Origin of the sequence: Streptomyces lacrimifluminis, assembly GCF_014646095.1 — a bacterium.
GTDB lineage: Bacteria > Actinomycetota > Actinomycetes > Streptomycetales > Streptomycetaceae > Streptomyces > Streptomyces lacrimifluminis.
In genome coordinates this window covers 68,099-91,903 of record NZ_BMMU01000005.1, presented here as the reverse complement: position 1 = coordinate 91,903, position 23,805 = coordinate 68,099, and the positions used below count along the sequence as shown (strand labels likewise).

At 69.5% G+C, this 23,805-nt stretch carries 22 protein-coding genes and 2 tRNA genes; 17 read left to right on the top strand and 7 right to left on the bottom strand.

Features of this window, described 5'->3' with window-relative positions; all coding sequences use genetic code 11:
• The first annotated feature begins 152 nt into the window (after positions 1 to 152).
• The 5 genes from IEY89_RS10360 (at position 153) to IEY89_RS10340 (ending at position 4,044) form a co-directional block, all read left to right on the top strand.
• Positions 153 to 2,348, top strand: coding sequence for an ATP-dependent DNA helicase UvrD2 (locus IEY89_RS10360; protein ID WP_189147028.1), 2,196 nt, complete (start codon positions 153 to 155; stop codon positions 2,346 to 2,348).
• 171 nt (positions 2,349 to 2,519) lie between these two features.
• The gene (locus IEY89_RS10355; RefSeq protein ID WP_189147027.1) at positions 2,520 to 2,843 is read left to right on the top strand and encodes a hypothetical protein; all 324 of its coding nucleotides are present in this window, start codon (positions 2,520 to 2,522) and stop codon (positions 2,841 to 2,843) included.
• A 174-nt stretch (positions 2,844 to 3,017) separates the two neighbouring features.
• Positions 3,018 to 3,386: a WhiB family transcriptional regulator gene (locus IEY89_RS10350; RefSeq protein WP_189147026.1), complete on the top strand. Its 369-nt coding sequence runs from the start codon at positions 3,018 to 3,020 to the stop codon at positions 3,384 to 3,386.
• Positions 3,383 to 3,706, top strand: coding sequence for a putative WhiB-interacting protein (locus IEY89_RS10345; RefSeq protein WP_189147025.1), 324 nt, complete (start codon positions 3,383 to 3,385; stop codon positions 3,704 to 3,706). Before IEY89_RS10350 ends, IEY89_RS10345 begins: the two co-directional genes overlap by 4 nt.
• Before the next feature lie 122 nt (positions 3,707 to 3,828).
• Positions 3,829 to 4,044 (top strand): hypothetical protein, encoded by a 216-nt coding sequence (locus tag IEY89_RS10340; RefSeq protein WP_189147024.1) that lies wholly within the window; start codon positions 3,829 to 3,831, stop codon positions 4,042 to 4,044.
• A gap of 7 nt (positions 4,045 to 4,051) precedes the next feature.
• Here IEY89_RS10340 and IEY89_RS10335 read toward each other — a convergent pair whose 3' ends face one another.
• Positions 4,052 to 5,416 carry an ABC1 kinase family protein gene (locus IEY89_RS10335; protein ID WP_189147023.1) on the bottom strand — a complete coding sequence of 455 codons (1,365 nt, stop codon included), beginning with the start codon at positions 5,414 to 5,416 and terminating at the stop codon, positions 4,052 to 4,054.
• Positions 5,409 to 6,620: a TOMM precursor leader peptide-binding protein gene (locus IEY89_RS10330; protein WP_189147022.1), complete on the bottom strand. Its 1,212-nt coding sequence runs from the start codon at positions 6,618 to 6,620 to the stop codon at positions 5,409 to 5,411. The genes IEY89_RS10335 and IEY89_RS10330 overlap by 8 nt, the downstream gene beginning before the upstream one ends.
• 327 nt (positions 6,621 to 6,947) lie before the next feature.
• Here IEY89_RS10330 and IEY89_RS10325 point away from each other — a divergent pair, with 327 nt between their 5' ends.
• The 4 genes from IEY89_RS10325 (at position 6,948) to IEY89_RS10310 (ending at position 10,823) form a co-directional block, all read left to right on the top strand.
• On the top strand, positions 6,948 to 7,550 hold the full coding sequence (locus IEY89_RS10325) for a M48 metallopeptidase family protein (protein ID WP_189147021.1): 603 nt from the start codon (positions 6,948 to 6,950) through the stop codon (positions 7,548 to 7,550).
• A 133-nt stretch (positions 7,551 to 7,683) separates the two neighbouring features.
• Entirely contained in the window at positions 7,684 to 9,357 is a 1,674-nt protein-coding gene (locus IEY89_RS10320; protein WP_189147020.1) for a TerD family protein, read from the top strand.
• A gap of 12 nt (positions 9,358 to 9,369) precedes the next feature.
• Complete coding sequence (locus tag IEY89_RS10315; protein ID WP_189147019.1) at positions 9,370 to 10,050, top strand: AIM24 family protein; 681 nt, start codon at positions 9,370 to 9,372, stop codon at positions 10,048 to 10,050.
• Positions 10,051 to 10,067: 17 nt separating this feature from the next.
• Positions 10,068 to 10,823 (top strand): AIM24 family protein, encoded by a 756-nt coding sequence (locus tag IEY89_RS10310; RefSeq protein ID WP_189147018.1) that lies wholly within the window; start codon positions 10,068 to 10,070, stop codon positions 10,821 to 10,823.
• 52 nt (positions 10,824 to 10,875) lie between these two features.
• Here IEY89_RS10310 and IEY89_RS10305 read toward each other — a convergent pair whose 3' ends face one another.
• A complete protein-coding gene (locus IEY89_RS10305; RefSeq protein ID WP_189147017.1) occupies positions 10,876 to 11,391 on the bottom strand; it encodes an NUDIX hydrolase in 516 nt (171 codons plus the stop codon).
• The gene (locus tag IEY89_RS10300) at positions 11,388 to 12,791 is read right to left on the bottom strand and encodes a zinc-dependent metalloprotease (protein WP_189147016.1); all 1,404 of its coding nucleotides are present in this window, start codon (positions 12,789 to 12,791) and stop codon (positions 11,388 to 11,390) included. Before IEY89_RS10300 ends, IEY89_RS10305 begins: the two co-directional genes overlap by 4 nt.
• A 188-nt stretch (positions 12,792 to 12,979) precedes the next feature.
• Here IEY89_RS10300 and IEY89_RS10295 point away from each other — a divergent pair, with 188 nt between their 5' ends.
• From IEY89_RS10295 to IEY89_RS10280, 4 genes are all read left to right on the top strand, one after another.
• A complete protein-coding gene (locus IEY89_RS10295) occupies positions 12,980 to 14,092 on the top strand; it encodes an SDR family oxidoreductase (RefSeq protein WP_189147015.1) in 1,113 nt (370 codons plus the stop codon).
• Between the two features lie 151 nt (positions 14,093 to 14,243).
• Entirely contained in the window at positions 14,244 to 14,702 is a 459-nt protein-coding gene (locus IEY89_RS10290) for a molybdenum cofactor biosynthesis protein MoaE (protein WP_189147014.1), read from the top strand.
• A gap of 187 nt (positions 14,703 to 14,889) precedes the next feature.
• On the top strand, positions 14,890 to 15,048 hold the full coding sequence (locus IEY89_RS10285; protein ID WP_189147013.1) for a hypothetical protein: 159 nt from the start codon (positions 14,890 to 14,892) through the stop codon (positions 15,046 to 15,048).
• 58 nt (positions 15,049 to 15,106) lie between these two features.
• The gene (locus IEY89_RS10280; RefSeq protein ID WP_189147012.1) at positions 15,107 to 16,201 is read left to right on the top strand and encodes a YlbL family protein; all 1,095 of its coding nucleotides are present in this window, start codon (positions 15,107 to 15,109) and stop codon (positions 16,199 to 16,201) included.
• A gap of 53 nt (positions 16,202 to 16,254) precedes the next feature.
• Here IEY89_RS10280 and IEY89_RS10275 read toward each other — a convergent pair whose 3' ends face one another.
• Positions 16,255 to 16,797: a PPA1309 family protein gene (locus IEY89_RS10275; protein ID WP_189147011.1), complete on the bottom strand. Its 543-nt coding sequence runs from the start codon at positions 16,795 to 16,797 to the stop codon at positions 16,255 to 16,257.
• 165 nt (positions 16,798 to 16,962) lie between these two features.
• On the opposite strand from IEY89_RS10275, the gene IEY89_RS10270 reads away from it, so the two are divergent.
• From IEY89_RS10270 to IEY89_RS10255, 4 genes are all read left to right on the top strand, one after another.
• Positions 16,963 to 19,941 (top strand): UPF0182 family membrane protein, encoded by a 2,979-nt coding sequence (locus tag IEY89_RS10270; protein ID WP_229695163.1) that lies wholly within the window; start codon positions 16,963 to 16,965, stop codon positions 19,939 to 19,941.
• Positions 19,942 to 20,013: 72 nt separating this feature from the next.
• Positions 20,014 to 20,087 (top strand) — tRNA-Met (locus IEY89_RS10265).
• Between the two features lie 206 nt (positions 20,088 to 20,293).
• Positions 20,294 to 22,102, top strand: a complete 1,809-nt coding sequence (locus tag IEY89_RS10260) for a tetratricopeptide repeat protein (protein WP_189147009.1) — start codon at positions 20,294 to 20,296, stop codon at positions 22,100 to 22,102.
• Between the two features lie 210 nt (positions 22,103 to 22,312).
• A tRNA-Met gene (locus IEY89_RS10255) sits at positions 22,313 to 22,386 on the top strand.
• Positions 22,387 to 22,443: 57 nt separating this feature from the next.
• Here IEY89_RS10255 and IEY89_RS10250 read toward each other — a convergent pair.
• Both IEY89_RS10250 and hisN read right to left on the bottom strand, forming a co-directional pair.
• Positions 22,444 to 22,836 (bottom strand): CBS domain-containing protein, encoded by a 393-nt coding sequence (locus tag IEY89_RS10250; protein ID WP_189147008.1) that lies wholly within the window; start codon positions 22,834 to 22,836, stop codon positions 22,444 to 22,446.
• A gap of 164 nt (positions 22,837 to 23,000) precedes the next feature.
• On the bottom strand, positions 23,001 to 23,801 hold the full coding sequence (gene hisN, locus IEY89_RS10245) for a histidinol-phosphatase (RefSeq protein WP_189147007.1): 801 nt from the start codon (positions 23,799 to 23,801) through the stop codon (positions 23,001 to 23,003).
• Positions 23,802 to 23,805 lie beyond the last annotated feature (4 nt).

Here is a 23,805-nt window from a genome sequence, read left to right as displayed (position 1 = left end):
CGGGGGACGGGTGCTCGCTGTGGTGGAACGTACGCGGCCCGGCCACCATTCCCGCGGTGTCCGAGAGGGCGCCTGCCGCATTAGTACGACTGCAAGGGGCTGCCTGTGGACAACCGGCTCACCCGTCTCCGGCGACCTGGCAGCATGGCCGTGTGACAGCAGCAACGCACTCCACCCTCTTCCCGCAGGTTCCGGACTCGGCCGACGCGGTGCTCGACGGACTCGATCCCGAGCAGCGCGAGGTGGCCACCGCCCTGCACGGTCCGGTGTGCGTGCTGGCAGGTGCCGGCACGGGAAAGACCCGGGCGATCACCCACCGCATCGCCTACGGCGTACGCGCCGGAATGCTCCAGCCCTCCAGTGTGCTCGCCGTCACCTTCACCAACCGTGCCGCCGGCGAGATGCGCGGGCGCCTGCGCCAGCTCGGCGCCGGCGGAGTCCAGGCGCGTACCTTCCACTCCGCCGCGCTGCGCCAGCTCCAGTACTTCTGGCCGAAGGCCGTCGGCGGTTCCATGCCCCGCCTTGTCGACCGCAAGATCCAGCTCGTCGCCGATGCCGCCGCCGCCTGCCGCATCCGCCTCGACCGGGGCGAACTGCGGGACGTCACCGCCGAGATCGAATGGTCCAAGGTCACCCAGACCGTCCCCGCCGACTACGTGCCCGCCGTCGCCAAGTCCGGCCGAGTCGCCCCCCGCGACCCGGCCGAGATCGCCCAGATCTACGCCACCTACGAGGACGTCAAGCGAGACCGCTCCGTCATCGACTTCGAGGACGTCCTGCTGCTCACCGTCGCCGTCCTCCAGGACCGGCACGACATCGCCGAGCAGGTCCGCTCCCAGTACCAGCACTTCGTGGTCGACGAGTACCAGGACGTCAGCCCGCTCCAGCAGCGGCTGCTGGAGCTGTGGCTGGGGGAGAGGGACAGTCTGTGCGTGGTCGGAGACGCCAGCCAGACGATCTATTCGTTCACCGGAGCAACTCCTGATCATTTGCTCGACTTCCGTACCCGTCACCCCGGTGCCACCGTCGTCAAACTGGTCCGCGACTACCGCTCCACACCCCAAATCGTCCACCTCGCCAACGGCCTGCTCGCCCAGGCGCGGGGCCGGGCCGCGGAACACCGTCTGGAACTGATCTCCCAGCGTGGCCCCGGACCCGAACCCGCCTACACCGAGTACGCCGACGAACCCGCCGAGGCCGAGGGTGCCGCCCGCCGTATCCGGGACCTCGTCGCCGGTGGCGTTCCGGCCAGCGAGATCGCCATCCTGGTTCGGACGAACGCCCAGTCCGAGACGTACGAACAGGCACTCGCCGACGCCGGGGTCCCCTACCAGCTGCGCGGCGCCGAACGGTTCTTCGACCGGCCCGAGGTGCGCAAGGCCATCAGCGCGCTGCGCGCCGCCGCCCGCTTCGGAGCCAACGACTCCCTCCTCGACGACGTCGTCGACCTGCCCTCCCAGGTGCGTGCCGTGCTGTCGGGGGAGGGCTGGACCAGTCAGTCGCCCGTCGGCTCCGGTGCCGTCAGGGAGCGCTGGGAGTCGCTGGCCGCACTGGTGAACCTCGCACAGGACTTCACTACTGCGAAACCGGGCGCCGCACTCGCCGACCTCGTCGCCGAACTCGACGAGCGGGCGAACGCCCAGCACGCCCCGACCGTCCAGGGCGTCACCCTCGCCTCCCTCCACTCGGCCAAGGGCCTGGAATGGGACGTCGTCTTCCTGGTCGGAGTCGCCGAGGGCATGATGCCGATCACCTACGCGAAGACCGATGAACAGATCGAGGAGGAACGCCGCCTCCTGTACGTCGGGGTGACCCGCGCGCGAGAACGCCTCCACGTCTCCTGGGCTCTCTCCCGCGCGCCCGGGGGCCGGCCGAACCGCCGTCCCAGCCGCTTCCTCGACGGACTGCGCCCCGGTTCCGTCACCACCGCCGCCCGGACGGGCACGGCAGGCTCCGGTGGCATCGTGCGCGGCTTCGGAGGCAGCCCCGGGGCAGCCCCGCGCCGGACCCAGAGAACCCCGGCCCGCTGCCGGGTCTGTGGGCGCACCCTGACCGACGCGGGAGAGATGAAGCTGATGCGCTGTGACGAGTGCCCCTCCGACATGGACGAGGGCCTCTACGAGCGGCTGCGCGAGTGGCGGGCGGTCCAGGCGGCGCGCAGTGGGCAGCCGGCCTTCTGCGTCTTCACCGACAGGACCCTGATGGCGATCGCGGAGACCGTCCCGGACGAAGCAGGGGAGCTGGCCCGCATCCCCGGCGTCGGAGTGCGCAAGCTCAACCGGTACGGATCCGATGTTCTGGCCATCTGTGCAGGTCAGGAAGTGGAGGGCGAGGGTGGCAGTGACTGATTCAAACTCGTCGGAAAAATAGTTTGCGCATGCCCCGGGGATCCCCATAGGTTCTTAGCCACGGGAACAGAGTCTTCTCAGAAGACCTCGCCCTGTGCTGTACTTCATAGTCGTATATCCGTTGGACTGGTTCACCCCAGTCCCCCAAGACGCCGAGAGGAGGCGAGTCCAGTGATCAGCATCAACACCAGCTCTGTCAGCACGGTCAAAATGACCGATCTCTCGACCGTCTCCCTGTGCATGCTCGGCGTCTCGAACCTGGGCACCGGTCTGCCCGGCATTCCTGCCGTCCGGCTGGCGTCCTCCGTGTCTCTCGCGGGTCTCCCTGTCCGTGAGCGCAATGAGCGACCGAGCAAGGCACTGGAAGCAGGAGCAGTAGAGGCAAAGGCCCCGGCCTATGCCTTTGCGGCCGGTGCCGGATCCCTCAAGCAGACGACGCAGCACCACACGATGTGGGCCTTCCGTGGGCCAGAACCCTGGAGTGATCCAGCCTGATCGATCAGGCCGGCGCCTTCAGGGCCGCGGAACCCCATCCGGGATCCGCGGCCCTTCTGTTTTCCCCGAACGGGGACGACGGAGTGAAGGGGCCTCGGGGACAAGAGAAAACCCGCCGGTACCAGCCGCACCCGGCCCCACAGGGCCGGAACGACCAGACGAGGAAAACAAACCGTGCAACTCGAAGCGCACGCCCCGTCAGTACCGCCTTCCGAAACGATCCCCCCGCCCGGCCTCACGGAGGACTGCACCTTGATCCCGCTCACTGCGCTCACCGCGCTCGACGACGCCATCGAGAACCTCGGCGTACCCGTCCCCTGCCGTTCCTACGACCCGGAGGTCTTCTTCGCCGAGTCGCCGGCCGACGTCGAGTACGCCAAGTCCCTCTGCCGTACCTGCCCGCTGATGGAGGCCTGCCTCGCCGGCGCCAAGGAGCGGCGTGAGCCCTGGGGCGTCTGGGGTGGCGAGCTGTTCGTCCAGGGTGTCGTTGTGGCCCGCAAGCGGCCCCGTGGCCGTCCGCGCAAGAACCCGGTCACAGCATGAACATCACAGGAACGATCGACCGCCCCTTCACGCACGACCCCCAGAAGCAGGCCCCGATGACGCCGACCACCAGCGAGCCCGTCGGCTCCGCGACCCCGGACTTCACCACCACCGGTGCGAACGACTCGCGCCAGAACAGGACCCGAGAGATGCAACTCATCCCAGAAGCCCTGGCTCGTGCGCATATGCACGACCGCCTTCAGGAGGCCGAGCGGGATCGCCAAGCACACCGCGTGGTGACCGCCCGTCGGCTCCAGCGCCGAGCCGAGCGCGCCTCGCTGCGTGCCCGCCGTGCGCTTGCCATGGCGGTCATGCAGTAACGACCACGGCAGCTCTGCAGTAACAGCAGCCACTTCCCGCGGGGGTCGGTCCGTCAGAACGGACCGACCCCCGCGGTGCGTTGCGCCCTCCCGGCCGTCGGCCACGGCGATATCGTCGCCGGGTGACGAGTCTTCCCAGCAGCAGTGGCGGTGAGGATGCCGGTTCCTCGACGGACTCCCGCCCCGTCGTGTGCGCCCGCTGCGGTACACAGGCCGAGAGCCTGCCGTTGACCTGGACCTGCTCGATGGAGAACGGAACGCGTCACCACCTCTGCGACACCTGTGCCCGGGAGAACCTCAGGGCGATCGAGGGGCGGCTGGACTCGGCCTGGTGGTGAAGTCGGCTCATGCCTCGGCAGCCGCGGACTCCTCTTCGGCCTCCGGCAGGAATCCCGGCAGCCACTCCTCCAGTTCCGCGCGCATGCGGACCGTCGCTCCCAGTTGGCACAGGACACCGATGGTGCTCAAGGTCACGCGGTGTATCAGCAGGTACGACGGGGGCAGGTTGAGGCGCTTGCCCAGTTGGTGTGCGGGGGAGCGCGGGTCGGCTATGCGGGCCGCCTGGCTGCGCATCCATCCTCGGGTGAAGGTGAACTCGTCCGCCTGGGCCGGTTCGATGATCGGCAGGAGGTAGTCGAGTACCGCGTCGGGATCCAGGTCGATCGAGTCCTTGACGAAACCCTCCGCGCAGAGGGCCTCGTAGACAGCCTCTGCCTGGCCGTCCAGGGTCAGGCGCAGGGAGTCGCCGATCGTCGTGGGCAGCCCGCCCGGGAGGCGGTCGACCGTACCGAAGTCCAGTACGCCCAGTCGCCAGTCGTCCTTGCCGGCCGGGCCGCCGGGCAGCAGTCGGAAGTTGCCGGGGTGCGGGTCGGCGTGCAGGAGACCGGTGCGGGCGGGGCCCGAGAAGAGGAACCGGGCCAGCAGTTGGCCCGCGCGGTCGCGCTGCTCCTGCGTACCGTCGGTGATCACCTCCGACATCGGTATGCCGTCGATCCACTCCGTCACCAGAACCTGCTCGCACTGGTGGACGACGGCCGGTACCACGACGTCCGGATCGTCCGTGAACTCCTCCGCGTGGGTCCGCTGGGCCTGGGCCTCCAGGCCGTAGTCGAGCTCCTCCGAGACACGGTCCCGGAGCTCGGCGATGAGCGGTTTGATGTCCATCCCGGGGATGAGGGGCCCCAACAGGCGGGCGAAGCGGCTGAGCTGGGTCAGGTCGGAGAGCAGTGCCTCGCCGGCGCCCGGATACTGCACCTTGACCGCGACCTTGCGTCCGTCGTGCCACACCCCCCGATGCACCTGGCCGATCGAGGCCGCGGCGGACGGCTTGTCCTGGAACTCCAGGAACAGGTCCTGCCAGTCCGCGCCGAGCCGTGCCTCCAGTACCGAGTGCACCGTGCGTGTAGGCATCGGCGGGGCCGCTTCCTGGAGCTTCGTCAGCGCCGCGCGGTAGGGGCCCGCGACCTCCTCGGGCAGGGCCGACTCGAAGACGGACAGGGCCTGCCCGAACTTCATCGCACCGCCCTTGAGCTCGCCGAGCACCTTGAACAACTGTTCCGCCGTGCGCTGTTGCAGCTCGCGGCCGACGATGTCCGCCGACTCGCCGACGATCCGTTTGCCGAGTCCCCAGGTTGCCCGCCCGGCGATGCCGAGCGGGAGCGCGGCGAGCTTGGCGGTACGGGTGACCGCCTTCCGGGGAAGATCAGACATGAGCCCTCCAAGTTCCGGACAGCCGCGCCGCGTGTGCCTTACGGCGTAACTCCGTCGACGGCCGTTGCTCCGCCATTGTCTCGTGCGACTCCCCGTCCTCCGAGGTGTGTTCCTCCTTCTTACCCTTCTCCTCGGCACCGCAGGGGCATGCGGGGTGTGCCCAGACCGGGCGTGCGTGCCAGTCGAGCCCGGGTACGGAGACCTCCCAGCGGGCGCCCGCGGTGGACGGCGTCCTGCCGTCAAGGAAGGCCAGCGCGTGGCTCGCGGTCAGGCCCGCGACCGTCGTCGCCAGGGCCAGATCACAGGCCCTGACCTGGCGTGGACGTGCGGAACGCCACTGTGCCACCAGGCGCGGCCAGACCGGGTCCCGGTCGACGCGCCACCGGTCCAGACACCCGGCGCAGGCCGTCTCGCCCGGCAGGACGAGGGGGCCCACGATGCCGGTTCCTTCCACGACGCCCGCGTACAGATGCGGTGTGCCCGAGGTCACGAGTGCTTCTGCTGCGGCCGGGTCGGGGGCATGCACGGCGAGGTCGTCGCGTGGGGCGAGGATCACCAGGGAGAGACCGGGGTCGTTCGCGCCGGGCGGTGACTGAGCGGCCGTACGCCGTGGGGGACGGTCCGGGGCCGACCTTCGGGCAGCGCGTCGCGCGGACTCGTCCCGGCGTTCGCCGACGGAATCGACGGGCAGGCCACCTGGCGAGACGTCCCAGGGCTCGACCACGCCGCCGTCGCGCACATCGACGTGGCCCACACCCGCGCCCGCCAGCAGTGAGGCCACCACTGCGCCGACCCGGCCGGCGCCTCGGACCTGCACACGCAGCGACCTGCGAGCGGCCAGCCGTGCCATCGCCTCACCCGGTGTCTGCGCGACCAGGGAGAGGGAGGCCAGATCGGGCGCCAGCCGCTCCAGAACCTTTGTCTTGCCGCGCAGCGTTTCGACGGCCGGGCCGCCGCCTGTCGCGTCGTCGAGGAGGCCGGCCTCGCTCAGCCGCTCCACCAGTCCGTCGACATGGGCGGCCGGCAGATCCATGCGGTGTCCTTCGTCATGGAGGCGCGGCAGTCCGCGAGTGCCGTCGAGCAGGCTCAGGAAACTGCCTGTCGCCGTGTCCATCGGGCCGAGCGTCATCGCATGGGCGGGTGTCATCCCGAACTGCACCGTGTTCAGATCCCGCCAGCCGCTGCGCAGCGCGCCCTTCATCATCGGGTGACTGACACGTGGGCGGGTCTCGCCCGAGGGGCTTGTGGCCGACAGTGCGACAGTCGTGTCCGACGCAGGTGCAGGTGTGGTGGTTGATCGCATGGCAGGCCCCCGTAGCCAGAGAAAATCCCCATTGAATGTCACTGTTTGTCAGTGGATGTCGGTGCTCGTCCGCCGACGGATGTCAGCATGCCCGGTTTGCTCATCGGGCGTCGAAAGTTGTCCACAGGCGGTGGGTATTCGTCGTACAAATCAAACGCATGGTGGGGATCGCTGCCGAACCGCGCCGGAGTCAAGACTTCCTCCGTGCACAGCGGGTAACGTCGTGCCGTGCCCGCCGACCCACTGCACCGCGCCGGAAACCCACAGCGCAGTACGACGAGCCAGCCGCCGAGCGGCTCGGGGGCGAGCGCGATCGAGGTTCGCAGGAGCGCCCGGCGACGCCGGACGGTCTCCGCGTACCGCGAGGGCGATCGCACCGTCGTGCTCATCCCCGCCCGGATGTCCGAGGCCGAGGAACAGCGCTGGGTGACCGTCATGCTCGACAAACTGGCCGCCCAGGAGAGCAAGAACAAACGGGTGCCCGGTGACAATGAGCTGGCCGAGCGTGCCGAGCAGCTGTCGGCCCAGTACTTCGACGGCCGCGCCCGGCCGACCTCCGTACGCTGGGTCACCAACCAGAACACGCGCTGGGGCTCGTGCACCCCGGCCGAGGGCAGCATCCGCCTGTCGCACCGGCTGCAGGGCATGCCCGAGTACGTCGTCGACTACGTCCTCCTCCATGAGCTGGCGCATCTGCTGGTCCCCGGGCACGGGCCCCGCTTCTGGCGGCTCCTGGACGCGTATCCACGGACCGAGCGGGCCCGTGGCTACCTCGAAGGAGTGGTCGCCGCCGACCGGCTGCCGCATCCGCCCTCCGCGCGCGGGGACTGATCTCCGGGTCGCGAGCGCGCGGCGGCGACCGGGCTTTGTGTACCGGGTTTGTACCGGCTTCGGCCGCGTCCGGAATTAGCCGTTAGCCTGACCCGACGCATTCGGCATTCGGGATGGGGGACGGTCGGTACGCATGGCCAGGGAATTCCAACGCGGCCACAAGGCCAGGATCAGTGATCTCACAGCGGGCACGGATCTGTACGTGGGTGTGCAGATCTCCGGACCGGGGCTGACCTTCGACATCAGCTGCTTCGGCCTCGACGCCGACGAGCGGCTCTCGGACGACCGGTACTTCGTCTTCTTCAACCAGCCGAAGTCCCCGGAGGAGTCCATCCAGATCCTGGGCGCTCAGGCGGGCGACACGGAGTCCTTCCGCGTCACGCTCGACCGGATCCCGCCGCAGATCCAGAAACTGTCGTTCACGGCCACGCTCGACGGCGCCGGGCAGATGTCGCAGATCGCCCCCGGATACGTCCGCATCGTCGCCGGCGGCGAGGAGGTGGCCCGCTACTCCTTCAACGGCTCCGAGTTCTCCACCGAGCGTGCGGTGATGCTGGGCGACTTCTACCTGAAGGACGTGTGGCGCTTCGCCGCGGTCGGACAGGGTTTCGACGGCGGCCTCGACGCGCTGCTGAAGAACTTCGGCGGGGAGGTCGCCGAGGAGGAGACCCCCGCTCCGCAGCAGCCCCAGACCGGCGCCGCTCCCGGCTTCGCCCCGCCCGCTTTCGGCGCTCCGGCGGCGGCCCCGCCCGCTCCGCAGCCCGCCGCCCAGGGTTTCGCGCCCCCACCGGCAGCCCCCGCGCCCCCGGCTCCGGCCCCCGCGCCGCCGGTGCACGCGGCCCCCACCATCGTCGCGCCCCTGACACCGCCGGGCGGCGCCCAGGTACCGCCCCCGGTTCCGGCGCCCGCGCCCTACGGACAGCCGGGGCCCTCTCAGGCGCCGTACGGCCAACCGCCGGGCCAGACCGGGTCGCTGCCTCCTGGCTACGGCCAGCCGCAGGCGCCCCAGGCGCCGCCCGGCCCGCCCGGTTACGGGCAGCCGACCCCGCCCCCGGGCTACGGCCAGCAGCCCCCGTTCGGGCAGGCTCCCGGCCAGCAGGCCTCGTACGGAGTGCCCCAGGGCGTACCGCAGGGTGCCGGGCAGGGCGCCGGTGTCACAGCCGCGCTCCAGCAGTTCAAGGAGACGCCGACCGGGCAGCGCTGGACACAGCAGAACAAGAAGCTGATCCGCGTCGACCTGGGCATGGGCGGCCAGCCCGTGCTGGCCCGGCAGGGCAGCATGGTGCTCTACCAGGGCAAGGTCGACTTCAGCTACAAGGGCGCCGGATTCGCCGGCCGGATCGCGGGCAACGCGACCGGCCAGGAGATGCAGCTGATGCGCTGTACCGGCCAGGGCCAGGTGTTCCTCGCCGACAACTCCACGATGCTGCACCCCATCGAGCTCCAGGGCGACGGCATCTGCGTGTCCGCCGAGAACGTCCTCGCGTTCGACGAGAGCCTTCAGTACGAGGTGCGTCGCGTCGAGGGACACGGCATTCCCGGCGGTGCTCTGTTCACCATGCTGTTCACGGGCACCGGCACGATCGTCGTGAAGACGCACGGCGTTCCCGTCGTCCTGCCCGTCACGCCCACCACGTTCGCCGACTGCAACGCCGTGGTCGCCTGGTCGGCCGCCTCCCAGGTGGTCGTCTCCAGCCAGGTACGGGTGCGCCGCAACGCCTACCCCGGCGACACCGGGGAGAGCGTCAACCTCCAGTTCCGGGGCGCGCCCGGCAACTTCATCGTTGTTCAGCCCTACGAGGTCTAGAGGGAGCCCGTCATGAACCAGCCGCTCGCGGGCTACGCTCCCGCACCTGTCACCGCCCGCATGGAAAACCACGGCAACCACATGCTGAAGGTCGCCATGCAGACCGGAAACGACCTCCTCGCGCGCGTGGGGTCGATGGTCGCCTACGAAGGCTTCGTCCAGTACGAGCCCAACCCGCCGGCCGTACGCCAGATCGCCAAGGACTGGATGACCGGCGAGGGCGCGCCTCTGATGAAGTGCTCCGGCGACGGTCTGCTCTACCTCGCCGACTACGGGGCGAACGTCGTCGTGATCAACCTCAACGGCGACGGCATCTCCGTCAACGCCACCAACCTGCTCGCCTTCGACGCGCACCTCACCTGGGGTGTCGAGCGGGTCAAAGGGCTGGCGAAGTTCGCCGGGCAGGGCCTGTGGAACACCAAGATCTCCGGGCAGGGCTGGGTCGCGCTGACCTCCCGGGGCAAGCCGATCGTCGTCGACTGCGGTGGCGGCGACGACGAGACGTACGTCGACCCGGACGCGCTCGTCGCCTGGTCCCCGAACCTCAAGGTGAAGGGCAAGCGCAGCTTCAAGGCACAGTCGCTCATCGGCCGGGGCAGTGGCGAGGCCTACCAGATGGCCTTCTCCGGCCAGGGCATCGTCGTCGTCCAGCCCAGCGAGGACAGCACCGACCGTCTCCGGGTCCGGGGCTGAGGGGGAGCCAGAACGCCATGCAGAGCCCACTTTTCGCGCACAACGACTCGCAGACCCAGGAACGCTGGAGTCTCCAGAACAAGCAGATGCTCCGGGTCACCCTGGAAGGCCACGACGACATCCTCGCCCGCAAGGGCACGATGGTCGCCTACCAGGGTCTGATGGAGTTCGACGCCGAGTACCAGAGCAACAACCAGGGCCGCTCTCGCGCGCACACGGGCGAGGGTCTGGACCTGATGCGCTGCCACGGGCAGGGCACGGTCTATCTCGCCAACCTCGCCCAGCACATCCATGTGGTGGACGTGGAACAGGACGGGCTGACGGTCGACAGCAGTTACGTGCTGGCGATGGACTCCGGGCTGCACCACGAGGTCATCGCCGTGGACAGCCTGTACGGCATCTCCGGCTCCGGGAAGTACCAGCTCAACATCACCGGCCGCGGCAGGGTCGCCCTGATGACCTCGGGCGCGCCGCTGATGATGCAGGTGACGCCGGACAAGTACGTCAACTGTGACGCCGACGCCATCGTCGCCTGGTCGACCGGCCTGCGCGTGCAGATGCAGGCCCAGACGCACACCTCCGGAGTGTGGCGCCGCCGCGGCAACACCGGCGAGGGCTGGGAACTCAGCTTCATGGGCAGTGGTTACGCGCTGATCCAGCCCAGCGAGCTGCTGCCGCCGCAGAACGCCCAGATCGGCCAGGGCGCCGCCGCCCAGTTCGGTATGGGACAGCACGGGGCCCGGACACAGAACCAGGGCAACGCCTGGAGCTAGCGGTGCCGGACAGGTAAGGGGCGACCACCATGGGCGGTCGCCCCTTACACGTTCACAGTCTGGCGCGGGCCGCTTCGAGCAGTCGTACGACTGAGTCGTCCGCTACGTCCGGCACCTCGGCGTAGGCGAACCAGCGCAGGTCCAGGGACTCGTCGCTGATCGCCTCCACGACTCCCGGCGGGGCCACGGCGGCGTACTGCACGTCCAGGTGCCACGCACAGGGCGTGTGGTGCCGGTCCAGGCGGACCGGAGTCCTCTGGAGCAGCCGCAGCGAGGGGATGCCGGACTCCTCCGTGGCCTCGCGGAGCGCGGCGCCGGCGAGCGTGTTGTCGCTCTGCTCGCAGTGCCCACCCGTCTGGAGCCACATCCGCAGCTTCTTGTGAAGCGTGAGCAGGACCCGCTCACGCTCCGGGTCGATCACGAGAGCGCTGGCTGTGATGTGTCCGTCCTTGCAGTCCTTCCACATCCCGTCGGGATGGCCGTCCAGATGGTCCAGGTAGACCTGACGGAGGTCTTTCTGATCCTCGTACTTCTCCAGCACCTGGACCGCGTTGCCGTGAAGAGTCACTCGGAGTCGTCGTCCTTTTTCAGGTTCGGCTTCTCGGCGGAGCCGCCCGCTGCCTCGCCGAGCATCTTGTCCAGCTCGGAGAAGTCGAGCTGCTCGCGGTGCACGAAGCCGTCCGGGTCGTCCAGGTCGGAGGCGGTCGGCAGCATGTCCGGGTGGGCCCACAGGCCGTCCCGACCGTCGACACCGCGCGCGTCCGTCAGCGACGCCCACAGACGCGAGGCGTCGCGCAGGCGGCGGGGGCGGAGCTCCAGGCCGATCAGGGTGGCGAACGTCTGCTCGGCCGGGCCGCCCGTGGCACGCCGACGGCGCAGCGTCTCGCGCAGGGCGTCCGCGGACGTCAGACGGGGCTTGGCCGCCGCGTGCACCACCGCGTCCACCCAGCCCTCCACGAGCGCCAGGGCCGTCTCCAGACGGGCCAGGGCGACCTTCTGCTCCGGGGTGTCCTCCGGCTGGAACATGCCCTGCTGGAGTGCGTCCTGCAGCTGCTCCGGGTTCTGCGGGTCGAACTGGCCGACCACGTCCTCCAGCTTGGCCGTGTCGACCTTGATCCCGCGCGCGTAGCCGTCGACCGCGCCGAACAGGTGCGAGCGCAGCCACGGCACGTGGGCGAACAGGCGCTGGTGGGCGGCCTCGCGCAGGGCGAGATACAGCCGCACCTCCTCCTGCGGCACACCCAGGTCCTTGCCGAACGCCTCGATGTTCGCCGGCAGCAGCGCGGCCCGGCCCGTCGGGCCCAGCGGAAGACCGATGTCCGTCGAGCCGACGACCTCGCCAGCGAGCACCCCTACGGCCTGTCCGATCTGCGTGCCGAACATGGCGCCGCCCATGGAGCGCATCATGCCGATCAGCGGGCCCGCCATGGCCTGCATCTCCTCGGGCAGGACATCGCCCATGGCCGCGCCGACGCGCTCGGCGACCGGGTCGACCAGCTCCTTCCAGGCGGGCAGGGTCGCCTCGACCCACTCCGCGCGGCTCCACGCCACGGCGGAGCCGGCACCGGACGGCAGCGACGTCGCGTCGTCCAGCCACAGGTCCGCCAGGCGGACGGCCTCCTCGACGGCGGTGCGCTCGGCGGGACCGATGCTGGAGTCCTTGATGCCGTCGGAGGTCCCCTGGGCGACCGTCTGGCGGGCGATCTGCTTGGCCATGTCCCAGTTCACCGGACCGCCCTCGTACGAGAGCATCTGGCCCAGCTGCTGGAACGCGGCGCCCAGGTCGTTGGGGTTCATGGAACCGAACATGGCTGCGAGCGGATTGTCGCCTCCGGGACCGCCGAAGCCGGGCAGTCCGAAACCGAACGGTCCCTGACCACCACCGCTCTGCTGGTCCTCCTTCTTGCCCTCGTCGCCGTTCTCCGGCTCCTCCGGCGGAAGGCCGAATCCGAATGGGGTGTCACTCACGGGATTCCTCGGCTGGTAAGGCCGTCGGCTCTTTCGACGGCGGCTGCCCGACAACACCACCCAGCCTAGACACCGTGGCCGGTTGGGGGCTCGGTGCTTCGCCGACTCCTGGCCTGCGGCAGGATGGATGTCACCTGGTACGTACGCGTCACGCGCGTCCTTACTGAAGACAACCGCTGGAGACGCCGGTGAGTTCCCCAGATCCGCAGGTTCGCGCAGCGCGAAACCACTCAACCAACCCGGCCCCACGCGGGCCTGTCGTCGCGGTCACCGGTGCCGCGACGGGCATCGGAGCGCTGCTCACCGAGCGGCTCGCCGCGTCCGAGGAGATCAAGCAGGTCATCGCCATCGACGAGCGCCGCGGCGAGTGCGCGGCGGCGCAGTGGCACATCCTCGACGTGCGGGATCCGGCCATCGCGGAGAAGCTGCGGGGCGCAGACGTCGTGGTCCATCTGGCCCTGGATCTGGACCTGGAGACGGACGGGGCGGCCCGTACGGCGTACAACGTGCGCGGGACGCAGACCGTGCTGACGGCCGCAGCCGCAGCCGGGGTGCACCGGGTCGTGCTGTGCACGTCCGCGATGGTCTACGGGGCGTTGCCGGACAACGAACTGCCGCTCGCGGAGGACGCGGAGCTGCGGGCGACCGCCGAGGCGACCGGGGTCGGGGACCTGCTGGAGATCGAGCGACTCGCCCGGCGCGCACCGCGGGCACATCCCGGGCTCAATGTGACGGTGGTGCGTCCCGCGGTGTTGATCGGGGGCACGGACACCGCTCTGACCAGGTATTTCGAGTCGCCTCGGCTGCTTGTCGTGGCCGGGTCGCGGCCCGCCTGGCAGTTCTGTCACGTCGAGGATCTGTGCAGCGCTCTGGAGTACGCGGTGCTGGAGAAGGTCGAGGGAGAACTGGCTGTCGGGTGCGACGGGTGGCTGGAGCAGGAGGAGGTCGAGGAGCTCAGCGGGATCCGGCGCATGGAGCTGCCGTCCGCCGTGGCTCTGGGCGCCGCCGCCCGGCTGCACCGGATCGGGCTCACGCCCTCTCCGGCAGGGGATCTGGCGTACACGATGTACCCCTGGGTGGTGAGCGGGAGTCGGCTGCATGATGCCGGGTGGCGGCCTCAGTGGAGCAACGAGGAGGTGCTCGCGGAGCTGCTCGGGGAGGTCGCCGGGCGGCATACGGTGGCCGGTCGGCGGCTCGGGCGGAAGGACGCGACCGCGGCGGGTGCCGCGGGGGCGACGGTGGCGTTGTTGGGTACGGCTGCGTTGGTGCGGCGGGCTAGGAAGGCTCGGCGGCGGATCTGAGGGGTGGGGTGCGGGTGGGTTTCTCGCCCCCGCCGCCCCTACCCGTCCCGGCCCTGGGGGCTGCCGCCCCCAGACTCCCGCTGTCGGCCTGAACGGCCTCGTCCTCAAACGCCGGACGGGCTGGAAGTTCCGTGCGTGGCACCATGGGGGTATGGCATCCCTCAATGATCATCCCGGTGAGCAGACGGCTCTGGAGCCCATCAAGCTGGTTGCCGTTCGGGAGGAGCCGCTCTCCCTGGATGAGGTTTTCCGGGCTGTGGGAGACGACTCCGCCGGGGGGACCGCCCTGTTCGTGGGGACCGTGCGGAATCACGACGGTGGTGCCGATGTCGACGCGCTCGGCTATTCGTGTCACCCCAGCGCCGAGGCCGAGATGCGGCGTGTCGCCGAGAAGGTCGTCGCCGAGTTCCCGGTGCGGGCCCTCGCCGCTGTGCATCGGGTCGGGGACCTGGCAGTGGGGGACCTCGCTGTCGTGGTCGCCGTGTCCTGCCCGCACCGGGGGGAGGCCTTCGCCGCCTGCCGGAAGCTGATCGACGACCTCAAGCACGAGGTGCCCATCTGGAAGCATCAGACGTTCTCCGACGGGACCGAAGAGTGGGTCGGCGCGTAGCGTCGTCGTTGAGGGGTGGTGGCCGGGCGGCGGAAGAGAGGGTCGGCGCCTGCTGAGCCGGGTGAGTGGACCTGTGCGGGAGGTCTCTCCGGTTGCGTAACCGCCCCCCGGGCGTGAGCGTTGACACGGCGGAGGTTAATCTGCTGATCAGTCAGTTGCGGTCGCTCATCGGGGTTGGGAGGTCGGCATGGCGGCACTCGCCTGGTTGCTGATTCCGCTTGTGGCTGCGATCGGTGCCGGCCTGTGGGGCAGTTGGGCCAACCGGACGCGCCGGACACGCGGTGACGGGCCCGAGCTCGACGGCTACGTGCGGTTCCGCGAGGCCATGGAGAAGTCCCGTACCTGAGAGACCGCACGGGCGGCCCTGACGGTGTGCCGACAGGACCGTCCCGTACTGTCGTGCCATGCCACGCCGCACCGCGACGATGCTCGCCTCCACCCTGATGCTGATCGCGCTCCTGTGCGCCGGAGTGTTCATCACCGTGCCGTATGCGGAGATGTCACCGGGGCCGACCGTGAACACACTCGGGGACCACGGCGGTGAGCCGGTGCTGCGGATCTCCGGGCGCAAGACCTATGCGACCACCGGCCACCTGAACATGACCACCGTTCGGGTCACCAGCGCCGACTACAACATGAACCTCGTCGAAGCCGTGTACGGGTGGCTCTCGCACGACAACAAGGTCGTGCCGCACGACACGCTCTATCCGGACGGCAAGACCGAGGAGCAGTCGACCCAGGAGAACGCCGAGGAGTTCAGTCAGTCCCAGGAGAGCGCCAAGGTCGCGGCCCTGGAGGAACTCGACGTCCCGGTGCAGTCCTGGGTGATCGTCTCCACCGTCCTGAAGGGGTCTCCCGCCGAGGGGAAGCTGCACGCCGGTGATGTCATCAAGGCCGTCGACGGTACGACGGTCAAGCAGCCCGGCGACGTCGCCAAGCTGGTGACCCAGCACAAGGCCGGTGAGAAGGTCGTCTTCACCATCGTGCCCGCCGCGGAGCAGGCCGCCGCCGAGAAGGCGAACCGGGCGCCGAACAAGAAGCAGGACGTCACCATCACGACCACCAGGTCCGCCGACGACAGAGCCGAGCGCGCCATCGTGGGGATCTCCGCCGGGACCGACCACACCTTCCCGTTCACCATCGACATCAAGCTCGCCGATGTCGGAGGCCCCAGCGCGGGACTCATGTTCGCCCTCGGTATCTACGACAAGCTGACGCCCGGAAGCCTCACCGGCGGGAAGTTCGTGGCCGGCACCGGCACCATCGACGACGACGGCAAGGTCGGACCCATCGGTGGGATCGAGATGAAGACCGTCGGCGCGCGGGACAAGGGGGCTCAGTACTTCCTGACGCCGGCCGACAACTGCGCTGCCGCCGCCAAGGACACCCCTGAGGGACTCACCCTCGTCAAGGTGGGCACCATCGGCGACGCGTTGAACGCCCTCAAGGACATCCGCTCCGGGGACACCAGCGATCTGCCGCAGTGCGGTAAGAAGTAGACAGGAATGGGGTGAGCGGTCCTGGGGGCCGCTCACCCCACCTCGTTCCTCCGCTAGTCCGCGAAGGTCGCCGACAGTGCCTCCGCCAGGCCCGGTACCAGGCCCGAGCCCGTGAGCACCTCCGTCGCCGCGTCCTTCTCGCGCAGGCGCACCGCCGAGTCCCGGGTGCCGTCGCGCAGGACCGCGACCGTCATCCGGACCTCCTGACGGTCCGGGTGCGCGGCGACCCAGGCCGAGAGCTTCTTCTCGCTCAGTCCCGCCGGAACCGACGCCTCCGCGGACGGCGGGAGCATCAGGCGCTCGACGGTGAGGGCGCAGCCGACCACCGCGTCAGGCCAGGCGATGGTGGCGAGGAACTCGTCCAGCGGCTTGCCCGCCGGGATCTCGTCCTGCTCGATCGGGGTGAGACCGGTGGTCGCCTGCTCGTCCGCCAGGCCGAGCTGGGCTGCGAGAGAGGGTTCCTGGACCCGCAGTCGGGCGGTGTCTACGAGGGCGAAGAGGCGAGCCGGCTGGTCCCAGCCGAGGCCGGAGGCGTACTCGTCGATCTCGAGTACGGCCCGGGTGAGCGGGTTCGCCGCCATGGGAGTGTTGGACATGGTCACAATCCTGCCTCGTTCATGGCCCGAAGCGGGAACCGAGTAAAGCGTGAGTAAGTTGCATAGGTGAGGCCCCTACGATCACGGGCCCTGACGGAGGGTCCGCGATCACGGGGACCTGACGGACCGACAGCGACTTTTGAGGTGCCGACCTTGGCTTTCCAGATGCCGGACCGCGGCGGAGGCCCGCAGGGGCCACGGATCAGAGTGGGCCGCCCGTCCCGGCGCGTCCGGACCCTGCTCATGACACTGGGCGTTCTTGCCGTCCTCGGCATGGCGTTCATCATGTTCGCGGGATTCTGGACGGACTGGCTCTGGTACCGCTCGGTCAACTACTCATCGGTCTTCACGACCACTCTGTGGACCAAGATCGGTCTTTTCTTCGTCTTCGGTCTGGTGATGGCGACCGCGGTAGGGGTGAACATCTGGCTGGCGCACAGGCTGCGCCCGCCGCTGAGCGCCATGTCGATGGAGCAGCAGAGCCTCGACCGGTATCGCATGGGCATCGCCCCGTACAAGAAGTGGCTGCTGCTCGGTATCACCGCCCTGGTCGGCCTCATCGCGGGCGCGTCGGCGTCCGGGCAGTGGCGGACCTGGCTGATGTGGGTCAACGGAGTGTCCTTCGGGCAGAAGGACCCCCAGTTCGGTCTGGACGTGTCCTTCTACGCCTTCGACCTGCCCTGGTACCGCTTCCTGATGGGCTTCGGCTTCGCAGCCGCGATCCTCTCCCTGATCGCCGCCGCCCTCACCCACTATCTGTACGGCGGGCTGCGCGTCACCAGCCCGGGGGCCCGCGCCACGGCAGCGGCGACCGGCCATCTGTCCGTGCTGCTGGGTATCTTCGTCGCCCTCAAGGCGGTCGCGTACTGGCTCGACCGGTACGGCCTCGCGGTGAAGTCGAGTGACTTCAAGGCGACCGGCAACTGGACGGGTCTGCGGTACGTCGACGCCAACGCCTACCTGCCGGCCAAGACGATCCTGTTCTGCATCGCCATCATCTGCTCGCTGCTGTTCTTCGCGACCCTGTGGCGGCGCACCTGGCAGCTGCCCGTCATCGGCTTCGGACTGATGGTCCTCTCGGCCATCCTCATCGGCGGGCTGTACCCGGCGATCGTGCAGAAGTTCCAGGTCCAGCCGAACGAGCAGGCGAAGGAAGCCCCGTACGTCGAGAAGAACCTGAAGGCGACGCGCGAGGCGTACGGCATCGACGGCGCCAAGGTCAGCGAGTACGCCGGCCGCAGTGACACCGAGGACAAGACCAAGCTGCGCGACGACGTCGACGCCACGGCGAGTATCCGCATCGTGGACCCGAACATCGTGTCGCCGACGTTCCAGCAGCTCCAGCAGATCAGGAACTACTACGCGTTCCCGACCAACCTGGATGTCGACCGGTACAGCAAGGACGGCAAGGACCAGGACACGGTCATCGGTCTGCGAGAGCTGAACCTCAACGGCATTCCGAAGAACAACTGGATCAACGACCACTTCCGCTACACGCACGGATTCGGTGTGGTCGCGGCCAAGGGCACCACGGGGGACGCCCAGGGCCGCCCGGTCTTCACCGAGTCCGACCTGCCGTCCACGGGTGACCTCGGGACGTACCAGCAGCGGATCTACTACGGCGAGAAGACCAGCCAGTACTCGATCGTCGGCGGTCCCCAGAAGGAGATCGACTACTCCGACGACAACGGTGAGAAGACCACCAGCTACCGGGGGAAGAGCGGCGTCAGCCTCTCCAACCCGATAAACCGTGCCGCGTACGCCGTCGCGTTCGGTGAGCCGCAGATCCTCTACTCCGGTGCCATCGGTGAGGGTTCGCGGGTTCTCTACAACCGCACGCCCAAGGAGCGCGTCGAGGCGGTGGCGCCCTGGCTGACCATCGACGGTGACGCCTACCCGGCCGTCATCGACGGTGAGATCCAGTGGATCGTCGACGCCTACACGACGACGAACGGCTATCCGTACGCCTCTCGCACCACGCTGGGAGACACGACGGCGGACTCGCTCACCGCAGGCAACAACCAGCGCGCGGTGGTGGCCCAGCAGAACCAGGTCAACTACATCCGCAACTCGGTGAAGGCGACCGTCGACGCGTACACCGGCGAGGTCAAGCTCTTCCAGTGGGACACCAAGGACCCCGTCCTGAAGACCTGGATGAAGGCCTTCCCGGACACGGTCGAGCCGAAGAGTGACATCTCGGCCTCGCTGATGGCCCATCTCCGGTACCCGCAGGACCTGTTCAAGGTCCAGCGCGAGCTGCTGACCCGCTACCACGTGGCGGACGCCGAGACGTTCCTCAGCGGTTCCGAGGTGTGGCAGGTGCCGGACGACCCGAGCAACAAGTCGGGCGACGCGGTGCCGCCGTACTACCTGAGCATGAGGATGCCCGACCAGCAGGCGCAGGCGTTCTCCCTGACCACGACGTTCACGCCGAACGGCCGGGACAACCTGAGTGCCTTCATGTCCGTCAACGCCGAGGCGGGGACGAGTGATTACGGCAAGATCAGAATCCTGAAACTGCCGACGAGCGGAACCGTCAGCGGACCCAAACAGGTCCAGAGCCAGTTCAACTCCGAACAGGACATCGCCGAGACCATCAGGCTGCTGAGAGGCGGGGACTCGGAGATCGAGTACGGCAACCTGCTGACGGTGCCGCTCGACGGAGGCCTGCTGTACGTGGAGCCCGTCTACGTACGAGGCAGCGGACTCAAGTACCCGCTGCTGCGCAAGGTGTTGGTGACCTACGACGGCCAGACCGCTTTCGAGGACACACTCGAGGCCGCGCTCGACAAGGTCTTCGGGGCGGAGGGTACGACCACCGAGCCACCGGACGAGGGCGGTGGTACGACGCCGCCACCGTCGTCCGACAACCCGACGGTCCAAGAGGCCCTCAACGATGCCCAGCAGGCATTCGAGGACGGCCAGGCCGCTCTCAAGAAGGGCGACTGGGAGGCGTACGGCAAGGCGCAGACGGCCCTTGAGGACGCGCTCAAGAGGGCTGAGGCGGCGCAGGCCGCGGCAGACAGGGCCGGCAGCGGGAGTGGTGCCGGGAGCGGGTCCTCCGGTAGTGCGAGCCCCAGTCCCAGCGGTAGCCCGAGTGCCAGTCCCAGCAGCAGTTCCAGCAGTAGTTCCGCCAGTGGTTAGTGCTGGTCGGAGGGCCTGCTGAGGCAGCGTCCGCTGCCCCTCCCGCGCCGTGGTACGGTTGCAACACAACGGCGCGGGGTGGAGCAGCTCGGTAGCTCGCTGGGCTCATAACCCAGAGGTCGCAGGTTCAAATCCTGTCCCCGCTACTGATCGCGAAGGCCCGGATCCTCCAAGGATCCGGGCCTTCGTGGTGTGCGAACGCATGTGCCGACCTGGTGAAGGCCGCGCCTACCCGGGGCAGTTGGGGGTAACTGTGTTTCACTTGTCTCTCTGTGGGCATGTCGACAAAACGCTGTAGAGACCTCACTGGCTGCGGTATACCAGGTGTACCCAGGTTGCAGGTGGTGCGACGATGGACGTTATGGGGGACAAGGCAACTCTGTTGGAGACAGGGCGATTTGTGCAGCCTTCCGACCGGGACGAAACCGGCGAGGCGGTAGAAGAGGCACGCCAACGGCTCGCCGCCGAGGCAGGCGACGTCGAGGCGATGAGTGTCCTCGGAGCCATGCTGCTGCGCCGCGGTGATCTCGACGGGGCCGAGCCTCAGCTGCGTGCCGCCACCGCCGCCGGTGACCGCGCCGCGGCCAACAACCTCGGCGTCCTCCTCCACCAGCGCGGGTACGCGGACGACGCCGCCGGCTGGTGGCGGATCGCCGCCGTCGCCGGCTCCGCCCCCGCCGCGCACGCGCTCGGCCGCCACCACCGCGAGCGCGGCGACGAGCCGGCCGCCGAGTACTGGCTGCGCCAGTCCGCCGAGCAGGGGCACGTGCTGGGCGCGTACGCCCTCGCCGATCTGCTGGAGCACCGCGGGGACGTGGCCACGGAGCAGTGGATGCGGGTCGCCGCCGAGCGGGGGCACCGGGAGGCCGCGTACCGGCTTGCCCGTGCGCTCGACCGCAGGGCCGCGGAGGGTGCGGAGAGCGCGGGCACCGAGGACGGTGCGGGTGACGGTGGCGCGGGAGAGGCCGAGCAGTGGTACCGGCAGGCCGCCGCTCGGGGGCATCAGCGGGCCGCGCTGCATCTCGGGGCCATTCTGGAGCGACGCGGTGAGCTCAAGGAGGCCGGACGCTGGTATCTGACGTCCGCCAAGGACGGCGACGCCCGGGCCGCGTGCGCGCTCGGGTTCCTGCTGCGTGACGCGGGGGACGCCGAGAGCGCCGCCGTGTGGTGGCTGCGGGCTGCCCAGGACGGGGACGGCAACGCGGCCAACGCGCTGGGCGCGCTGCACGCCGAGCGCGGTGAGACCCAGACCGCCGAGCGCTGGTACCGGGCGGCCATGGACGCCGGGGACGTGAACGGCGCGTACAACCTCGGTCTGCTCTGCGCCGAGCAGTCGCGTACCGCGCAGGCCGAGCAGTGGTACCGGCGGGCCGCGTACGCGGGGCACCGCGAGGCCGCGAACGCGCTCGCCATTCTGCTGTTGCAGGTGGGGGACGCGGCGGGGGCCGAGCCGTGGTTCTCCAAGGCCGCCGAGGCGGGCAGTGTCGACGCCGCCTTCAACCTCGGGATTCTGTACGCCGGGCGGGGCGAGGACGTGGCCGCGCTGCGGTGGTACGAGAGGGCCGCCGGCGCCGGGCACACCGAGGCTGCGCTGCAGGTCGGGATCGCCCGTCTGCGGGAGGGTGACGAGCGGGAGGCCGAGCGGTATCTGCGGTGTGCGGCGGGCGGGGGGAGCCCCGAGGCCGCGTATCGGCTGGCCTCCGTGCTCGACGCGCGGCGTCCGCAGGCGCCCGCGCACGAGCTCGGTGAGATCGCGCACGAGAAGACGGAGTGCGAGGAGTGGTACGAGCGGGCGGCTTCCCAGGGGCATCGGCGGGCTCAGGTGCGGGTCGGGATGCTGGCGTCGGCTCGTGGGGACGTGGTGGAGGCGGCTCGGTGGTACCGGGCCGCGGCCGAGGCCGGGTCCCGCAACGGGGCGTTCAATCTTGGGCTGTTGCTGGCTCGGGAGGGGAGTGAGCCCGAGGCCGCGGTGTGGTGGGCTCGGGCGGCCGAGGCGGGGCATGGGCGGGCCGCGTTGCGGTTGGCGCTGGTGTATGCGCGGCGGGGGGAGTTGGCGGAGGGGCAGCGGTGGGCTGATCTGGCGGTTTCGTTGGGGCCGGGGGAGGTTGCGGAGCGGGCGGCCCGGTTGCGGGACGCGTTGCGGGAGGAGCTTTCCGCCTGACGGTGCGGTGGGTGGGGGTGGGCGTTCGCTTTTTCGCCCCCGCCGCCCCTACCCGTCCCATCCCGTTCCTGGGGGCTGCGCCCCCAGACCCCCCTCCGGCCCTGAACGGGCCTTGTCCTCAAACGCCGGACGGGCTGAAGGCGCCGGGCGGTGCTGAAAGTAAGCGATTTGCCTTTGCCGGTCGGGCTGACGTAACGTTGTGTTCACCGACGCGGGGTGGAGCAGCTCGGTAGCTCGCTGGGCTCATAACCCAGAGGTCGCAGGTTCAAATCCTGTCCCCGCTACTTGAGGCCGAGGGCCGGAGTCCGATACAGGACTCCGGCCCTCGGTGCGTTTTCCGTTCAGGCGGGCGCGTGCTGTCGAGCCGGGGCCCAGCAACGGATGATGTCGCGGACCGAGACGATGCCCGTGGGTTCACCGCGGTCCAGGACGATGAGGTGGCGGAAGCCGCCGTGGGCCATCGCGGATGCGGCCTCCTCCAGGGTCCAGGAGGGTGTGGCGAAGACGACGTCGTTGGTGGTGTGGGCGTGGGCGCGTTCCGCGTCGGGGCTCTGGCCGCGGCCGACGGAGTTGAGGATGTCGCGTTCGGTGAGGATGCCGATCGCGCCGGCGTCCGGGTCGAGGACCACCGCCGCGCCGATCCGCCGCGCGGCCATCAGGGCGGCGGCCTGACGGAGGGTGTGATCGGGGCCGATGGTGAGGACCACGGTGCTCATTGCGTCACGTACGAGCATGGGGTGGAGCCACCTCCTAGAGAGTTCCCGCCCCTTTTTTTGCTGCCTTGTTCAGGGTTTCACAAGTTCACAAATGGGGGGAACTTCAGGGTGGCAGGTAAAGCGACGGTCAACAAGGGGGCGTGTGCCGCTGTTACAGGGCGCGCGGGGGATCGGGGTCGGGATCAGTATCGCTGGTTCAGGTATCCCAGCATCTCGTCGTGCAGGTGGCCGTTCGATGCCGCCGCGTCTCCGCTGTGCGGGCCCGGGCGGCCGTCGAGGCCGGTGAACGTGCCGCCGGCCTCCGTGACGATGATCGCGTTGGCCGCCATGTCCCACAGGGACAGCTCAGGCTCCGCGCAGATGTCGATGGCGCCCTCGGCGACCATCATGTACGGCCAGAAGTCGCCGTACGCGCGCGTGCGCCACACCTCGCGGGTCAGGTCGAGGAAGCCGCCCAGCACGCCGCGGTCCTCCCAGCCGGTGAGCGACGAGTACGCGAACGACGCGTCCGTCATCTTGGAGACGTTCGAGACGCGCAGCCGGGACGACGAGGAGAGACTGCGGCCGGTGAACGCGCCGTGGCCCTTCGCCGCCCACCAGCGGCGGCCCAGGGCGGGGGCGGAGACAAGGCCGACCACCGGCTGGAAGCCGCCCTCGCCCGCCTCCATCAGGGAGATCAGCGTGGCCCAGACGGGCACCCCGCGGACGTAGTTCTTGGTGCCGTCGATCGGGTCGATCACCCAGCGGCGGGGGCCGGTGCCCTCGGTGCCGTGCTCCTCGCCGATGATCGCGTCGCGTGGGCGGGCCCGCTGCAACTGGCCCCGCATCAATTCCTCGGCCGATTTGTCCGCCTCGCTGACCGGCGTCATGTCCGGCTTCGTCTCGACCTTGAGGTCGAGTGCCTTGAACCGGTCCATCGTCGTGGCGTCGGCAGCGTCCGCGAGGACGTGGGCAAGGCGCAGGTCATCGAGATAGTCGGGCATAGGC